The sequence below is a fragment of the Dyadobacter sp. CY326 genome, assembly GCF_021390515.1.
Classification (GTDB): Bacteria; Bacteroidota; Bacteroidia; order Cytophagales; family Spirosomataceae; genus Dyadobacter.
Window position 1 is genome coordinate 161,920 of the sequence record NZ_JAJUXI010000010.1, and the last position, 15,638, is coordinate 177,557.

The following is a 15,638-nucleotide window of genomic DNA, read 5'->3' on the forward strand; positions in this document are numbered from 1 at the left end:
AAAAAGTCGCGGCCCTGCCCTTCCTGAATGGATTGGCAGGGCTTTTGATTGAAAGGAAATCAGGATTTATACGATATTTGTATTTTACAGCAAGTCATTAACGAAACATTACCCTGCATGAGACTGCACAAAGAAGGTTACACAATTATGGCAGTTACGGCCATTATATTGATACTGATAAACTTAGGCATACATTACCTTCTTCCTGACGGCTTCTGGATTCCAAGATTGGTTTTAATTGGCAGTGTAATCGTATTCCTGCTCGTTGTGCAATTTTTTCGCGTGCCAAAGCGCATTGTGCATAAAAGTGACCGACAAGTTGTAGCGCCGTGCGATGGAAAGGTTGTTGTGATTGAGGAAGTGGTTGAAAGTGAATATTTCAAAGGACCAAGAAGGCAGATCAGCATCTTCATGTCGCCGCTGAATGTGCACATTAACTGGAATCCGATCAGCGGGGTCATTAAATATTTTAAATATCACCCGGGATTATATCTGGTTGCTTGGCACCCGAAGTCAAGCACGGATAATGAGCGTACAACCGTGGTAATCAAGACAATAGAAGGCATTGAAATCCTTTTTCGTCAAATTGCCGGAGCTGCCGCGCGCCGCATACGCTGGTATGTAAAAGAAGGCGACCAGGTTGAACAAAGCACAGAAATGGGCTTTATTAAATTCGGATCACGCGTGGATATTTTTCTTCCATTGGATGCGGAAGTGAAGGTTAACTTGCAGGATCGGACGGTCGGCAGCGTGACTGTGCTGGCAGAATTAAAACAATAAGAATTTTGGGCAGTAATTAGCTTTCTTTCAAGGCCTTAGCGTGCCAATCCATTCGCCGATCTGTGCAAAGAAACCCGGAACAGAAGCCGGGTAAACGACTGCCATAAACACCATCCCAAAGATTGCCCCCACCATGTGCGCGCTGTGATTTACATAGCTTGTGCCCCTTCTTGCTTCGTAAAAAGAATATCCCAGGAACAAGATCCCGAAAATAAACGCCTTCATTTTGATGAAGAAATAAAGCGAAACAGTCATTGTTGGTGCAAAGAGAATGGCTGCAAATAACACCGCAGAAACGCCCCCGGAAGCGCCTAATGAGTTGTAATTGGAATTATTACGGTGTTTCAGAAAAGTCGGAATGTCCGAAACGATGATCCCGACAATGTAAAGGAACAAATAATACAATGTTCCGCTTGCGCCAAATAGTGCGCCGAACAACCTTTCAATTCCTTCGCCTACAAACCACAGACTGAGCATATTAAACAGCAAGTGGCCAAAATCGGCATGGATAAAGCCGGATGTAACAAATCTGTAATATTCATTGCGCCTGGTGACCCTCGCCGGATTAAGGATCAATTTGTCCATCAAACTGTAATTGTTCAATGCATAATAGCTGATGCCGCAGGTGATGATGACCAGAAGGAGGGTTACTGACATGATTAACTTAATGTTTTGTTGGGTTACTCTATTTTTCCCGCTCTACAAGTTGCTGGGCAAATTGCAGCAGCGGCTGTTTACGCCTATCGTCGATTTTCAATGCATGCAGGCTCGAAAGCCCTTTTGTAAAATATTCCTGGATCTTTTGTTCCGTAAAAGAACGAATGCCCAGTTCTTCATAAATGCCGGTCACTGCCGCAACCTTTTCACTTTTATCAAAACTTTTTTGACCGATCCATTTGTCCAGTTCCGACTTAGCATTCGCATTCGCCTTGGACAATGCTTCTATCAGCAGAAAGGTTTTTTTATTTGAAATAATGTCCCCGCCGACTTGCTTTCCAAACTTGGAAGGATCGCCATAGACATCTAAAAGGTCATCTTTTAATTGAAAACCGATTCCCATATTTTCACCCGCAGCATACAAGAGGCTGATTGACTCCTCATCAGCGCCACCGATAATTCCGCCCAGTTCCAATGCAAAACCGAGGAGAACCGACGTCTTCAAACGAATCATGCCAAGATATTCTTCTTCGGTAACGTCCCAGCGGGTTTCAAAATTCATATCCAGCTGTTGCCCTTCACAAACTTCGGCAGCAGTTTTATTAAATCGCTCCAAAACGCGTCTTAATTTATCCGCCGGAATGTCGAGCAAAAGATCATATGCCTTGATCAACATCACGTCACCGGACAAAATCGCCGTGTTAGCATTCCATTTTTCATGCACCGTAGGCTTGCCTCTTCGCAACGGTGCCTGATCCATGATGTCGTCGTGCATGAGCGTGAAGTTGTGAAAAACTTCCACCGCCATGGCCGGCTTAATAGCTTTTTCCCAATCTTCCAGATAAATTGAAGCCGCCAATAAAGTCATCAACGGCCGGAAACGCTTGCCGCCAAGTGCCATAATGTAGCGAATCGGCTCGTAAAGCTCCGTGGGATTTTCACCGTAGGATTGTTTTTCAAATTCAGTTTGCAGCGCCTGCAGTAATTGTTCAGGTTTAATCATTCGCAGAGTAAAAAAGATCCGTTATGACAGATCCAACGGTAATGTAGTAACGGTTTGATTTGATCAGATATGTATGCAAAGTAGGGAAAATTAATAACTTTGAGATTCCGCTGATCATATAATAATCACCCGGCATGCCCTTTCACCAATATTTTAACGGAGACATTCTCCCTATCGATAGCCCCGTTTTCAAAACCAATGATCTTGGCTTGCTTCGCGGTTTCGGCCTTTTCGATTATTTCAGGACATATAACGGCATTCCGTTCCGGTGGAATGATTACTGGCAGCGTTTTGAAAATTCTGCACGTTTGTTGAAACTTCCCCTGCCCATTTCGCAGGCCGACACTGAAAAAGTGCTGGCTGATTTACATGCAATGTCGGGGGAGCAGGAAGTTGCTTTTCGCTTTGTGCTCACGGGCGGCTACGCGCCGGACAGTGTGAATGTTGTTCAGCCCAATTTTCTGATCCGCACGGAGGCATTGCCACAGGATAATCCTGCGGGCCGTTTGAAAGGGATCAAAGTCTTGCCTTACGAATATGTGCGCGATCTGCCAGAAATCAAAAGCACGAATTACGTTCACATGGTTTTAATGGCCGATGAAATGCGCCGCCAACAGGCCGCAGATTTGCTTTTTCACAAAGAAGGTGAAGTAAGCGAGCTGACTAGAAGCAATGTTTTCATTTTTCAAGGCAACAAACTCATCACATCCGATCGCAACATTCTTAAAGGAATTACAAGAAAAGTGGTTATGGAGCTTGCTAAGTCACATTTTGAAGTGGAAATCCGTCCGGTTTTGTATAAAGAAGTGATTATGGCCGATGAGGTTTTTACAACAAGCACAACCAAATGGGTTATGCCAATCGTTCAGATCGGCGACTTGCCTGTGGGAAGCGGGGAGGCAGGGAAGCAGACGCTTTTTTTACAGCAATTGTTTGAAAAACTGGTCGCTAATTGGGGCAAATAAAAAAGTGGCGAGCCAATGGCTGCCACTTTCCGATTCTCGTAATAAGCTAAATTTATTTAGGCGCATTCGGTGAATCCTTGTTAACAATCGGCCAAACGCCAGGGCGCGGAACGCTCACGCCTTTGGTCATTCCTCTTTTCATTTCGTCGGGCCCGAAATAATAAAGTGGCCATCCCTTGTAAGTAAGCTGCTTTTTTCCAAACACCTCAATGGTCGCAAACAATGCTTTGTCGACACCTGTCGGAATGCTTTTTATTTCGCTAGCAACATATATCGGCCAGGTTGCATCTTTCACAGGGTCATTGGTCGTGTAATTATTATTGTTGGAAGAATCGCGGGCGAAGGCATACAATGTGCGTCCCAGGTCGTCCACGAAGAACTGAGTTTCAGCCGTTCCTTCCTTATAATCAGCTTTGTAAGACTTACCGTCAAGGCCAACCAATTGCGCATTGGTAAGCATTACGGTGTAATCCGTTTTGGCGACAAACCATATTCCACCTACATTATCACCAACTGCATCACCGGCTTTTGCGTCATTTTTATAATAATACAAAGGCCATCCCTTATAAGTGGTCTGTGGTTTGCCGTCCGCACGGGTAATGGTCGCGAAGTCACTGGCAGTAAGGCCGGCATCGATTTTAAGCTTAGTCAGGTCAGCAACAGAAAAAACGGGCCAGTTCACCTCGCAATTGCCTGAGCAGTTGGAAGTTCCTGCTGCATCTTTTGAAAAGAAATAAAGCGTTTTACCATCTTTATCAGTCAATATTTTTCCCAAAGTACTATTGTCTTTGAGCTGGACATCGTTGGCAACCGGGATTGGATCCGGATCAGTGTTGTCGTCGTCATCCGAGCAGGATATGGCAACGGACATGACAAACCCCAGGGCAATGAGCATGCGGGAAAGCTGGAAAATTTTCATCGGATTCAAATTTATTGTTAGAGATGAATTGGTTTGTCGTGAATACGAGCAAAGCTTTCCGATGGTTGCGTTCGATTAATCCGGTTATGCAAATGATTTGGATCATATCCAAAAACAAAAAAAGCATAACCAATGGCTATGCTTTCCTTTCAGTGTAATCTTTTCTCAGCTCCAACCCTGCGCCGTGATGGGAACTCTGCTATCTCCTTTCGTATGCAGCACGATTTCTGTCTTATCGCCTGTGATGTAGCCGATGAAGCTTATTTTAGGATTATTTTTGATCAAATCATATGCGGCCTGAGAAACGGTGAAGAGCAATTCATAATCTTCGCCACCATTCATTGCAGCCGTGATCGGGCCAATGTTCAGCTCGGAGGCGGCCAGATAAGTTTGCTCGTCAATCGGAATTCTTTCTTCAAAAACCACCGCGCCAACGCCAGATTGAGCGCATATATGCAACAAATCAGAAGCAAGTCCGTCCGACACATCGATCATGGAAGTGGGCACAACGCCCGCTTCCGCCAGCTCATATACGACGTCCATACGCGCTTCCGGACGAAGCTGCCGCTGGATTACATAATCTTTTCCTTCCAATTCGGGCTGCATGTCGGGATTAGCAAGAAAAACCTGTTTCTCTCTTTCCAGCAATTGCAAACCAAGATAAGCGCCTCCCAAATCTCCGGTAACACACAGCAGATCATTAGGTTTCGCCGTATTTCTGTAAGTGATTTTATCCTTATTAACCTTTCCAAAAACGCTCACAGATATCAGCAATCCTGATCTGGAAGAAGAAGTGTCGCCGCCAACCAGGTCTACATTAAAATCCGCACAAGCCACTTTCATTCCCTCATATAATTCGTCAATTGCTTCCAGCGAAAAGCGGTTGCTCAATGCAATGCTCACAGTCACTTGTCTCGGAATGCCGTTCATGGCCGCAATGTCCGAAACATTGATGGCGATGGCCTTGTATCCCAAATGTTTGAGAGGAAAAAATGTAAGGTCAAAATGCACGCCTTCCAACATTAAATCCGAAGACAGCAAACCATATTCTTCACCCGTATCAATCACCGCCGCGTCATCACCGATTCCTCTGATCGTGTCGGGCAATGTTGTTTTAATTCCGCTATTTATCCTTTTTATCAACCCAAATTCACCCAGGCTGCTGATTTCAGTTCTTGTTTCCATGATGCAAAATTAGCTAAAAAAAAGCGAAGCCACTTCTCGTGAGAAATGGCTTCGCTGTATATGGATGAGACTAACAGACCAGTATTATGGCTGTTATGGATTGCTCAATGTGTATTCGTTGATTGTTCCGCCTGTTTTTGGACTTGTTTTCAAACGTGTCAAAACCAGTTTAGAATCTTCAATGGATGTAATTGCAAATTCAATGGTGCCGCCGCTGCCGGTCGGTTGTGGGGTTAAGTCTTTTAGGATCAATTTACTATCACCATCCAAATCCCAGGTTCCGGTGAAAGTGCTTCCGTCAAATTCTGTGTAAGAAACCGTTTTGGTGCCCGAAGCATCGTTAAGCGTCAATCTGAATGCAGAATATGCCGGGATTGAATTCGTAGATCCTCCTCTTGTATAAACGACCGTTGGTCCATGCTTTACAGATTCGGCCGTCCAGGCTTTTGCAATGCGCTCTGAAACTGGCTTTACTTTCTCCTTACATCCGGTTGCAATCAGCGTCAGTGTCAATATTGTACACCAAAATAGAGAGTAACTTTTTTTCATATTTTGTTTTCTTGAAATTCTTTAACAGAACGCCAAGTTCTTACATTTTAGTCTTATTATCAAAATATTCATCCAAGATGATTTTTAATTTCCAAGCGAAGATGGCTTATCGCTAAATTGCGGCTCAAATGGCAGCATTGAAAGAATATACGAAAGCACAATTAGCACTCAGAAACGGGCAGGACAGAGAAGAAATCTGGTGTGCATACAAAGGCATTATTTACGACGTGAGCGCTTCCCGACTCTGGCGAAACGGACATCATTATGAACACTGGGCTGGCCAGGACCTGACAAAGGAACTAGGCGATGCGCCACACACCGAAAAGGTTTTCGCGCGGTTCAATGCCATTGGAAAATTGCAGTCTTGAAAAACAGCCCACACATTTATGCAAGCAGACTCATATTTAATAGCCGACAGCGGATCGACCAAAACCGATTGGGTTTTGAAAAGTCCGGAAGGTGAGTGTTCGTTCCAATCAGCAGGGATCAATCCGTTTTACCAGACGGCGGAGGAAATTATTCCTGTTTTGGAAAAGGAAGTTTTGCCAAATCTGACTTGGCCCGTCGGAAAAATATACTTTTTCGGAGCGGGCTGCGCAGATGAGCAGTCGAGCCGACCAGTTTTTGAGGCATTGACAAAATGCATTGCAACAGCCGGAACGATTGAAATTGCTTCTGATATGCTCGGCGCGGCGCGTGGGTTGTGCGGGCATGAGCCGGGCTTGGCTTGTATTTTGGGGACAGGTGCAAACAATGCTTATTATGATGGCGAAAACATTGTCCGTTCGATTGGATCGCTGGGTTTCTGGCTTGGCGACGAAGGAAGCGGCTCTCATTTAGGCAAAACATTGGTTGTTCATTTTTTACAAAATGAGTTGCCGGAACATTTACATTTAAAGTTTGCCGCGCAATTTCCGGAGGTTCACCGACTTTCTGTTTTGGACAATGCTTACAAAAAACCTTATCCCAATCGCTATTTCGCAAGTTTTTCGAAGTTTATCGCGTTAAACAGGGAAGAGCCATTTTTGGAAACCCTCGTCTATCATGCATTCACATTGTTTACAGAAAAATACATTTCTAAACATCAGGAAGCACAGTCCGTTCCTATTCATTTTACGGGGTCTATTGCCTTTTATTATCAGGATATTTTAAAGTCGGTTTTAGAAAAAAAGGGTTTGAAGCCCGGAAGAATTCTCAAATCACCGCTGGAAGGACTTTTGCTTTATTATTCCTGAGATCTGTTCACAATAAACAAGCTTACGAACGTTAATCCTGCGCAATGTCAAGACGCACCATCCAATTACTCACTGTTTTCTCCGCGCTGCTCATTATCGGCGTGGTGATCACGCAGATTTATTGGGTAAAGCAGGCATTGGACTTGCGGCATCGGCAGTTTAACCAGAATGCACACGTGGCATTGCAGGATGTGGCAAACAAGCTGGCCAATGTCAATGGCGTTATGCAGACGACAAATCCGGTCGAGCAATTATCCCCCGAATATTTTTTGGTCAACACCAACGCGACCACGCAACCCGATCTGCTGGAACATTTCATTAAAGACAGTTTTCAAAAAAATAACCTGATCACGGATTTTGAAGTCGGCATATATGATTGTACGACCAATCGCATGCGTTATGGCATGACGCTCAGCACCAAAAACAATGATAAGGTCCCCACGAAAACGTCTAATTGGATCAAAACCGATAAATATCCCTATTATTTCGGCGTGCGGTTTCCTGAGCAGGACGCCTATTTCGCCGGGACGCTCAATGGGGCAATCTGGTCATCGACGCTGGTGCTCGTTGCCGTTTCCTTCTTTGCTTACGCGCTCTTCGTGATTTTGAGGCAAAAACAGTTATCAGAAGTGCAGCGGGATTTTGTCAATAACATGACCCACGAGCTCCAAACGCCCATTTCTACGATCCGCATTGCGGCAGACGTGCTTAATTCCGAGACCATTATCTTGCAACCCAAGCGGCATAAGCGCTATGTTCAGATTGTACAGGATGAGATTTTACGATTGCAGGGACAGGTGGAAATGGTGCTTTCCATGGCAAAAGCTGAACGAAATGTGCTGACTTTACAAAAGGAAACGATGCGCATTGAGGACATTATTGAGTCGGTTTTGTTGCCTTATGAGAACAAAATCGCTTTTCTGAATCATGCGCAAAACACATTGATAGAGGCAGATCCATTTCACTTTCGTTGCATGGTCAATAACCTGATAGACAATGCATTGAAATATTCCAATGACGTTCCGGACGTGAAAATTGAAACTTATAACAAAGGCAAATGTCTGGTGATTTCGGTTCAGGATCAGGGCATTGGCATTGCGCCTGAATATCGTAAAAAGATTTTCAACCAATTTTTCCGCATTCCTTATGGCGATGTGCATAACGTGAAAGGGTTCGGGATCGGGCTTAGTTATGTTAAACAAATCGCCCGTGCACACCAGTGGAAACTTGATCTGGAAAGCACATTGGGCAAAGGCAGCACATTTATCATCACCATTCCTCAGAAACAAGGATAATGAAAAAACGAATTTTGTACGTCGAAGATGATCCCAATCTTGCATTCGCAACAAAGGATAACCTCGAAGAATATGATTTTGAGGTCGTTCACGCGCCGGACGGGGTGAAAGCGCTGGAACAATTCGGCAAAGATCACTTTGACATTTGCGTGCTCGACATCATGCTTCCTAAGATGGACGGATTCACATTGGCCGAAAAAATCCGCAACTCCGACAGTCAGGTGCCGATCCTCTTTCTGACAGCGCGCGCTTTGCAAGAAGATAAAATCAAAGGCCTTCGACTCGGTGCGGACGATTACATTACCAAGCCGTTCAGCATTGAAGAGTTAAAACTCCGCATTGACGTTTTTTTGCGTCGCAGCAAATCGGAGCAGCCACTGGCAATGAAGCCCGATTCGAGTAAAGTCGGCAAATATGTTTTTGACTTTCAAAAGCTTACATTATCCATTAACGGCAGCAGCCAGAACCTTACATTTCGTGAAGCCGAAGTGCTCAAATTCCTTGCCGAAAGGCCCGACCAGGTCATTCGCCGGGACGAACTTTTGAAGGCGATTTGGGGTGATGATGACTATTTTATGGGCCGCAGTCTGGATGTTTTTATATCAAGATTAAGGAAATATCTTTCGGCAGATCCGGACATTAAAATTGATAATATTCATGGCGTAGGGTTCAGAATGAGGTGGTAATGCTGTATTTTTTCAAATTTCTTTTATTGAAGTTTGGTCAAAAAAAATTAATTACGCATCTTTGCACCCTCATTTGGAAAAATTGCAAGTTATGGCTAAGGTTTGTCAAATCACAGGTAAAAGAACTCGCGTTGGAAATAACGTTTCTCACGCTAATAATAAAACAAAACGCAAATTCTTCCCGAATTTGCAAAAGAAACGTTTCTTCCTTCCTTCGTCTGGAGAATGGGTTACGTTGAAAGTAGCTACATCCGCACTTCGTACTATTAATAAGAATGGTATCGAAGCGACGATTCAAAAAGCATACGACAAAGGAACGCTTACGTTCTAAAGACATTTACGAGTTAAAAAAGGACTTCTCCTATCCGGGAAGTCCTTTTTTCATGCACCGTGCTCACCACTTTCATCGCGCAGGATCATGGCTGACAGCAATGGCATATTTCTTCTTCTTGGTTCAAATTTGGGAGAACGTGCGCTGGTGCTCGAAGCAGCGAACCAGCAAATTGCCAGCCGCGTTGGCGCTATCATTGCGCACTCTTCCGTTTACGAAACCGAGCCGTGGGGCGTGGCGGATCAGCCTGCTTTCCTCAATCAGGTTATCCGCATAGAATCGGAATTTACTCCTGACGAAGTTCTAACCATCCTATTAGACATTGAGCACGAGCTCGGCCGCGTGCGTTTCGAACGCTGGGGCGCCCGTGTGATTGACATTGATCTGCTTTATTACAACAACCTCATCCTCGACACCGCCCGTCTTACCCTCCCACATCCCCGCTTGCAGGACCGCCTTTTTACCCTCATTCCCCTCGTTGAAATTGCTCCCGACTTTGTGCATCCTTTGCTTCAAAAAACATCGTCACAACTCCTCGACCTGTGCACCGACAAAGGTGTCGTCACAAAAATTTCATAAAAAAGTGCTATTCCTTTTCTAGTCGTCCGTTTTCAGCTTTTGTCCACTTATTCTCTTTTTTGGTAAGTTCATCATTTTTTTCTACCATATTAACCTGATTAACACGTGCTTTGTCTGCCGTTAAATCAATGGCCTGTAAAAAATTTGAAGCAATCCGGGAGGGTATACGTCCCTAAGGTTGTCATAGGAATAGGAAAAGTTCAATATTGAAATTAAAGCCCATGAAAAACAAAGTACTTACTCAATGCATCCTCTTACTGATTTTTGGCATTAGCGCCGCCACCGCCCAAAACAGGCACACGGTTAGCGGCTATGTCAAGGACCAGGCTAACGGCGAAGGTTTGATCGGCGTTTCAGTTTACGTTCGGGAGGCCGAAACGGGCGTTGTTACCAATCCTTACGGCTTTTATTCGCTGACGCTTCCCGAAGGCAATTACACGCTGGTGTTTTCTTACATTGGTTATCAAAAAGTTGAAAAAACCGCTAACCTGGACACCGACAGGACCGTCAGCATTGAAATGAGTGACGAAAGCACGGACTTGCAGGAAGTGACTGTCTCGACGCAAAAAGAAGATGAGAATGTGAGAGGCATTGAAATGTCTGTCAACAAGGTGGAAATGAAGACAATCCGCAAAATGCCTGCATTGCTGGGAGAAGTGGATTTGATCCGAAGCATTCAATTATTGCCAGGCGTCACGTCTGTCGGTGAAGGCGCATCCGGGTTCAATGTTCGCGGCGGTGATATTTCTCAGAACCTGGTTCTTTTGGATGAAGCGCCGGTTTACAATTCTTCCCACTTATTTGGGTTTTTCTCAGTCTTCAACCCGGATGCTGTAAAAGATGTGAAGCTGATCAAAGGTGGAATTCCATCCTTATATGGAGGCCGCATTTCTTCTATTCTGGATGTGAGGATGAAAGAAGGAAACTCCAAAAAACGTGAAATCAACGGCGGGTTGGGCACAATCTTCTCGCGATTAACTTACGAACAGCCATTTGCAAAAGGAAAAGGGTCATTCATCGTCGCGGGACGTCGTTCTTACATTGACGTTTTGGCAAAGCCATTCCTCAATTCAGACCTGAAAGATTCCAAGTTCTATTTCTACGATCTTACCGCCAAAGTGAATTACAAAATCGGTGAAAAAGACACATTCTTTGCTTCCGGTTATTTTGGTAAAGACGTTTTTGGAGGTGGAGATTTTGGTTTTGGATGGGGCAATGCAACGGCCACAGCACGCTGGAACCACGTTTTCTCAAACAAATTGTTCATGAACCTGACCGGTTATTACAGCAATTATGATTACACGTTAGGTCAAAATCAAAACAAACCGGACGCAAAGGATAAATTTGACTGGAAATCGAAGATCATCAGCACGAGCATTAAGCCCGATTTTACCTTTTATATTACACCCAATAATCAGCTGACTTTCGGCGGACAGTATATTTATTATGATACGCGTCCCGGCAAAGCCATCGCAGTTTCGGAAGGTGAAAACACGGATATCAGCCTGGAACCGCGCTATGCAGATGAGTCGGCTTTGTACATTGGTAACGAGCAAAAATTCTCCGACCGCATTTCATTGCAATATGGCATTCGATATTCTTATTTCAGAAATCTCGGGCCGGGCACGGAGTATGATTACATAGAAATAGAAAAAGGACAGCGGAAATTTCCTGTGCTTCCCGGCAAGCAATATAAAAAAGGCGATGTAATCCAAAGTTATGGTAACTGGGAACCGCGTGCTTCTTTAAATATTGGCTTATCATCAACAGCTTCTATTAAAGCAAGTTACAATCGCACTGCGCAATATTTGCACCTTTTGTCCAACACCGCTGCAAGTTCACCATTGGACGTCTGGACTTTGAGTTCCGGAAATATCGCTCCTGAAAAAGCAGATCAGGTTGCATTGGGCTGGTTCCAGAATTTCAAGGATAACACTTATGAGGCGTCTGTAGAAGTCTATTACAAAAAGCTCTACAATCAGATCGATTACGTGCCGGGTTCTGATCTGCTGTTGAACGAATATGTGGCGGGCGACTTGCTTTTTGGCAAAGGCCGCGCTTATGGAGCTGAATTTTATTTGAAAAAGAATAAAGGGAAGCTTACGGGCTGGATCAGTTACACATTGGCCAGGACAGAGCGTCTGATTGAGACGGTCAACAATGACGATTGGTTTCCTGCAAGATTTGACAAGCCGCATAACTTCACTTCCGTGGCGATTTATGAAATGGGGAAAAGGTTGTCGCTTTCAGCCAACTTCACCATCACTTCCGGAACGCCTGCAACCTTCCCGACCAACCGTTACGAATGGGGCGGATGGCCAATTGGCAACAACATTAACAGCGTCAGAAACAACAACCGCATTCCAGCCTATCACCGTCTGGACCTTGCTGCAACATTGAAATCGAAAAGAAAGCTGTTCAATGTGGGTCAGGGCGAGTGGGTGTTCTCCGTATACAATGTCTATAACCGCAGAAATCCGTTCTCTGTCTACACCCGCGCCAACGAAGACACGCCGCTGAAAACAGAAGCCGTTCGTTATTCGGTGATAGGAAGCTTAATTCCTGCGATCACATATAACTTCAAGTTTTAATTAGCCAACCAAATCAATTGGTAAGATTATAATCGACATGAAAAATATCCTTAATACATTCATTATTAATAAAGTAGCCTTTGTTCCTTTGCTATTTGCGTCGTTTTTTCTCCTGGCAGGATGCGAAGATGTGATTGACCTGGAAACCGAAACGGGACCAGAACAACTTGTAGTTGATGGCTGGATCACCAACGAAGCAGGTCCGCAAACCATCAAACTAAATTGGTCTGCCAGCTATTTTAACAACGGCCCCGCCAAGCCCGTTTTAGGAGCGGAAGTTACGGTAACCGATGACAAAGGCAAGGTTTACGAGTTCAAGGATCTGGCTGGAAATGGTCAATATATTTGGGGAAAAACCAATGCAGACACATTGGGCCATATCGGACGCACATATTCGTTGAAAATCAAAAATCAGGCGGACATTTACACGGCAAAAAGTGAATTAAAGCGCGTTCCGACCGTAGATTCAATTGTTTACCGAAAAGAAAAACTCCCTTTCAAACCTGATAAAGGGCCTCAGGAAGGTTATGTAGCGCAATTTTACGCGCGAGATTTTGTTGGCGAAGGTGACACTTACTGGATTAAGCCTTTAATTAATGGTAAGCCTGCAATTGACAAAGCGGTGAACATTTCCATTGCTTATGACGCAGCTTTTGGTTCAGGCGCGCCATCGGACGGGTTAATTTTCATTTTGCCAATCCGTGAGTCGCTGACAACCGATTCGCTTTATTCGGCAGGAGCTTCGGTGGGTGTTGAGCTGCATAGCATTACGAATGAGACATTTGAGTTTTTGAAACAAATCAGAGAGCAGGCTGGAAACGGGGGGCTGTTTGCCGTGCCGATCACAAACATTAAATCCAATGTCGTTAATGCCGATCCGAAAGGAATAAAAGCATTGGGACTTTTTGGCGCTTCTGCCGTAAGCCGGAAACAAACGATCATTGATCCCGAAAAAGCCCGTCCGGACGAAGATTAATGTTACTCATAACCATGCTGATCCACTGGAAATCCCGTTTTCCAGTGGATTTTTGTTATATTTATTGTTTACAAATCCTCGCTATGAAACAGCCTGTCCTCATCCTCTTTTGCCTTTTCTCATTAACCGTGTCGGCGCAAAAGCGGCCGCGTGAGTTAGGGATAAAAATAGGCATCTTACCAACCGGCGAGTTCAATGCCATTACGGACGTGGCCGGCGTAAAAGTAGGACAGGTTACGCTGTCAGAAGGAGCGGATATCCGCACGGGCGTCACTGCAATAATCCCGCATGACGGAAATCTGTTTCAACAGAAGGTCCCGGCAGCGATTTACATTGGAAATGGTTTTGGCAAACTTACCGGTTACTCGCAGGTGGAGGAGCTTGGAACAATCGAAACGCCCATCCTGCTTACAAACACGCTCAGCGTTCCCACGGTTGCAGATGCGATCATTGATTGGACATTGGGACAAATGGGCAACGAAAATGTAAGGTCGCTTAATCCAGTCGTTGGTGAAACCAATGATGGTTTTCTAAATGACATTCGTGGGCGGCATGTGCGAAAGGAACATGTTTTGAATGCATTAGCCCAAGCGGAAAGCGGCCCTGTGGCGGAAGGGAATGTTGGGGCAGGCACGGGAACAGTTTGTTTTAATTGGAAAGGCGGCATTGGGACAGCATCAAGAAAGTTGCCTGCGAAATTGGGCGGATATACAGTCGGCGTTTTGGTGCAAACAAATTTTGGCGGCGTGCTGAAAGTCAATGGCGTGCCGGTGGGAGAGGAGTTGGGCAAATTTGCGTTCAAAGAATCCCTGGACAAAACTTCGGATGGCTCCTGTATGATGGTTTTGGCCACAGATGCGCCATTGGATGCGCGAAATCTAAAACGCCTTGCAAAACGCGTGATCATGGGCTTGGCGCAAACTGGCGGCATTGCTTCGAATGGAAGCGGCGATTATGTTATCGCATTTTCAACCGCCAACCGTGTGATGCACGAAGCTGCCGAACCAACATTTACTGCCACTTACTTACACAATGATGTAATCTCACCGCTTTTCCTTGCAGCCATTGAGTCCACAGAAGAGGCCATAATCAATTCACTTTTTATGGCAACCACGAGCGAAGGCACGCAAGGCCATAAGGTCGACGAACTTCCGAAAGAACAAGTGCTTCAAATCATGAGAAAATACGGGAGGTTAAAAGAGTAATCGCGTGAATCGGCCGCTTAATCCCTTTTTGTAACCTTTTAAACGTATACGTCTTGAAAGTCTCCTGGAAAGGTTTTCTTATCGCTTTGAAAAAATAGCTTGCGATTGTAATTTTTTAGATTAAAATTTGCGGTTTATATAGAACCTGAATGCCGACAGTGAGAGCGCAAAGAGTTATTAATCAGACAATGAGCTTCATGCTTGCCATCATGCTTTTGATGGCTGCCGGAATGCGTTCATGGTCTGATCAATCGGATTTCGCTCAAAAACAGGTTGCACACGCAAAAGCGGTTGGGAAAGATTTTACTAAAAAGAATGCTTCCCAATCAACGGAGCAAAGCCAGGCAAAAGTAAGTGCATTGTCCCTGGACGCAGTTATTACGCCTGCCTTATCATTTGATTTTTCTCATTACTTCTATTTTTTACCGCAGCCGATCTGGCATTTTGTTGTCAAAGAGTCGGTTGTTTCGGTTGTTTTCAAGGAATCGGTCTTCCCGTTTTCCTATTTCCATAGGATCTTTGGCCGGTTTATAGTCACTAACGCTCCTTAAAGCTCTTTTTCAAGGCAGTTCTTCGCTGTCTCGATCTGATATGTGCGCATTAGTGCACTGCAACCGCTTTTTATTCGCGAAGTCAGATCGTCTTTCAGGATTATCTTTTACGGGGTTAATCTCCACCATCT

General features: G+C 44.7%; 17 protein-coding genes. 12 read left to right on the top strand and 5 right to left on the bottom strand.

What is annotated here, in order from left to right; genetic code table 11:
* Positions 1 to 117 precede the first annotated feature (117 nt).
* On the top strand, positions 118 to 780 hold the full coding sequence (locus LZG73_RS20195) for a phosphatidylserine decarboxylase family protein (RefSeq protein WP_233854010.1): 663 nt from the start codon (positions 118 to 120) through the stop codon (positions 778 to 780).
* 27 nt (positions 781 to 807) lie between these two features.
* Here the strand turns inward: LZG73_RS20195 and LZG73_RS20200 are convergent, their stop codons facing one another.
* Together LZG73_RS20200 and LZG73_RS20205 are read right to left on the bottom strand one after the other, a co-directional pair.
* Complete coding sequence (locus LZG73_RS20200; protein WP_233854012.1) at positions 808 to 1,437, bottom strand: rhomboid family intramembrane serine protease; 630 nt, start codon at positions 1,435 to 1,437, stop codon at positions 808 to 810.
* Between the two features lie 28 nt (positions 1,438 to 1,465).
* Positions 1,466 to 2,437 (bottom strand): polyprenyl synthetase family protein, encoded by a 972-nt coding sequence (locus LZG73_RS20205; protein ID WP_409014347.1) that lies wholly within the window; start codon positions 2,435 to 2,437, stop codon positions 1,466 to 1,468.
* Between the two features lie 137 nt (positions 2,438 to 2,574).
* On the opposite strand from LZG73_RS20205, the gene LZG73_RS20210 reads away from it, so the two are divergent.
* Positions 2,575 to 3,405, top strand: coding sequence for an aminotransferase class IV (locus LZG73_RS20210; protein ID WP_233854015.1), 831 nt, complete (start codon positions 2,575 to 2,577; stop codon positions 3,403 to 3,405).
* A gap of 52 nt (positions 3,406 to 3,457) precedes the next feature.
* Here the strand turns inward: LZG73_RS20210 and LZG73_RS20215 are convergent, their stop codons facing one another.
* From LZG73_RS20215 to LZG73_RS20225, 3 genes are all read right to left on the bottom strand, one after another.
* Entirely contained in the window at positions 3,458 to 4,324 is an 867-nt protein-coding gene (locus LZG73_RS20215) for a hypothetical protein (protein WP_233854017.1), read from the bottom strand.
* Positions 4,325 to 4,489: 165 nt separating this feature from the next.
* The gene (gene thiL / locus LZG73_RS20220; RefSeq protein WP_233854019.1) at positions 4,490 to 5,509 is read right to left on the bottom strand and encodes a thiamine-phosphate kinase; all 1,020 of its coding nucleotides are present in this window, start codon (positions 5,507 to 5,509) and stop codon (positions 4,490 to 4,492) included.
* A gap of 93 nt (positions 5,510 to 5,602) precedes the next feature.
* Positions 5,603 to 6,058, bottom strand: a complete 456-nt coding sequence (locus LZG73_RS20225; protein WP_233854021.1) for a hypothetical protein — start codon at positions 6,056 to 6,058, stop codon at positions 5,603 to 5,605.
* A gap of 128 nt (positions 6,059 to 6,186) precedes the next feature.
* On the opposite strand from LZG73_RS20225, the gene LZG73_RS20230 reads away from it, so the two are divergent.
* The 10 genes from LZG73_RS20230 (at position 6,187) to LZG73_RS20275 (ending at position 15,507) form a co-directional block, all read left to right on the top strand.
* On the top strand, positions 6,187 to 6,426 hold the full coding sequence (locus tag LZG73_RS20230; protein ID WP_233854023.1) for a cytochrome b5 domain-containing protein: 240 nt from the start codon (positions 6,187 to 6,189) through the stop codon (positions 6,424 to 6,426).
* Between the two features lie 18 nt (positions 6,427 to 6,444).
* Entirely contained in the window at positions 6,445 to 7,293 is an 849-nt protein-coding gene (locus tag LZG73_RS20235; protein WP_233854025.1) for an N-acetylglucosamine kinase, read from the top strand.
* 44 nt (positions 7,294 to 7,337) lie between these two features.
* Positions 7,338 to 8,588 (top strand): sensor histidine kinase KdpD, encoded by a 1,251-nt coding sequence (locus tag LZG73_RS20240; protein WP_233854027.1) that lies wholly within the window; start codon positions 7,338 to 7,340, stop codon positions 8,586 to 8,588.
* Positions 8,588 to 9,274 carry a response regulator transcription factor gene (locus LZG73_RS20245; protein ID WP_233854029.1) on the top strand — a complete coding sequence of 229 codons (687 nt, stop codon included), beginning with the start codon at positions 8,588 to 8,590 and terminating at the stop codon, positions 9,272 to 9,274. The genes LZG73_RS20240 and LZG73_RS20245 overlap by 1 nt, the downstream gene beginning before the upstream one ends.
* Before the next feature lie 91 nt (positions 9,275 to 9,365).
* Complete coding sequence (gene rpmB / locus LZG73_RS20250) at positions 9,366 to 9,605, top strand: 50S ribosomal protein L28 (RefSeq protein WP_031528537.1); 240 nt, start codon at positions 9,366 to 9,368, stop codon at positions 9,603 to 9,605.
* 87 nt (positions 9,606 to 9,692) lie between these two features.
* Positions 9,693 to 10,184, top strand: coding sequence for a 2-amino-4-hydroxy-6-hydroxymethyldihydropteridine diphosphokinase (gene folK, locus LZG73_RS20255; RefSeq protein WP_233854030.1), 492 nt, complete (start codon positions 9,693 to 9,695; stop codon positions 10,182 to 10,184).
* A gap of 221 nt (positions 10,185 to 10,405) precedes the next feature.
* On the top strand, positions 10,406 to 12,775 hold the full coding sequence (locus LZG73_RS20260; protein ID WP_233854031.1) for a TonB-dependent receptor: 2,370 nt from the start codon (positions 10,406 to 10,408) through the stop codon (positions 12,773 to 12,775).
* 37 nt (positions 12,776 to 12,812) lie between these two features.
* Positions 12,813 to 13,751, top strand: coding sequence for a DUF4249 domain-containing protein (locus LZG73_RS20265; protein WP_233854033.1), 939 nt, complete (start codon positions 12,813 to 12,815; stop codon positions 13,749 to 13,751).
* A gap of 83 nt (positions 13,752 to 13,834) precedes the next feature.
* A complete protein-coding gene (locus tag LZG73_RS20270; protein ID WP_233854034.1) occupies positions 13,835 to 14,956 on the top strand; it encodes a P1 family peptidase in 1,122 nt (373 codons plus the stop codon).
* A 149-nt stretch (positions 14,957 to 15,105) separates the two neighbouring features.
* Positions 15,106 to 15,507 carry a hypothetical protein gene (locus LZG73_RS20275; RefSeq protein WP_233854035.1) on the top strand — a complete coding sequence of 134 codons (402 nt, stop codon included), beginning with the start codon at positions 15,106 to 15,108 and terminating at the stop codon, positions 15,505 to 15,507.
* The last annotated feature ends 131 nt before the right edge of the window (positions 15,508 to 15,638 follow it).

Bases quoted from the DNA above. Each gene is read 5' to 3' on its own strand.
- LZG73_RS20215 (WP_233854017.1), bottom strand. From the start codon at position 4,324: ATGAAAATTTTCCAGCTTTCCCGCATGCTCATTGCCCTGGGGTTTGTC.
- LZG73_RS20200 (WP_233854012.1), bottom strand. From the start codon at position 1,437: ATGTCAGTAACCCTCCTTCTGGTCATCATCACCTGCGGCATCAGCTAT.
- LZG73_RS20195 (WP_233854010.1), top strand. From the start codon at position 118: ATGAGACTGCACAAAGAAGGTTACACAATTATGGCAGTTACGGCCATT.
- LZG73_RS20230 (WP_233854023.1), top strand. From the start codon at position 6,187: ATGGCAGCATTGAAAGAATATACGAAAGCACAATTAGCACTCAGAAAC.
- LZG73_RS20260 (WP_233854031.1), top strand. From the start codon at position 10,406: ATGAAAAACAAAGTACTTACTCAATGCATCCTCTTACTGATTTTTGGC.
- LZG73_RS20275 (WP_233854035.1), top strand. From the start codon at position 15,106: ATGCCGACAGTGAGAGCGCAAAGAGTTATTAATCAGACAATGAGCTTC.
- LZG73_RS20210 (WP_233854015.1), top strand. From the start codon at position 2,575: ATGCCCTTTCACCAATATTTTAACGGAGACATTCTCCCTATCGATAGC.
- folK (WP_233854030.1), top strand. From the start codon at position 9,693: ATGGCTGACAGCAATGGCATATTTCTTCTTCTTGGTTCAAATTTGGGA.
- LZG73_RS20245 (WP_233854029.1), top strand. From the start codon at position 8,588: ATGAAAAAACGAATTTTGTACGTCGAAGATGATCCCAATCTTGCATTC.
- LZG73_RS20270 (WP_233854034.1), top strand. From the start codon at position 13,835: ATGAAACAGCCTGTCCTCATCCTCTTTTGCCTTTTCTCATTAACCGTG.
- LZG73_RS20240 (WP_233854027.1), top strand. From the start codon at position 7,338: ATGTCAAGACGCACCATCCAATTACTCACTGTTTTCTCCGCGCTGCTC.
- thiL (WP_233854019.1), bottom strand. From the start codon at position 5,509: ATGGAAACAAGAACTGAAATCAGCAGCCTGGGTGAATTTGGGTTGATA.
- LZG73_RS20235 (WP_233854025.1), top strand. From the start codon at position 6,445: ATGCAAGCAGACTCATATTTAATAGCCGACAGCGGATCGACCAAAACC.
- LZG73_RS20265 (WP_233854033.1), top strand. From the start codon at position 12,813: ATGAAAAATATCCTTAATACATTCATTATTAATAAAGTAGCCTTTGTT.
- rpmB (WP_031528537.1), top strand. From the start codon at position 9,366: ATGGCTAAGGTTTGTCAAATCACAGGTAAAAGAACTCGCGTTGGAAAT.
- LZG73_RS20225 (WP_233854021.1), bottom strand. From the start codon at position 6,058: ATGAAAAAAAGTTACTCTCTATTTTGGTGTACAATATTGACACTGACG.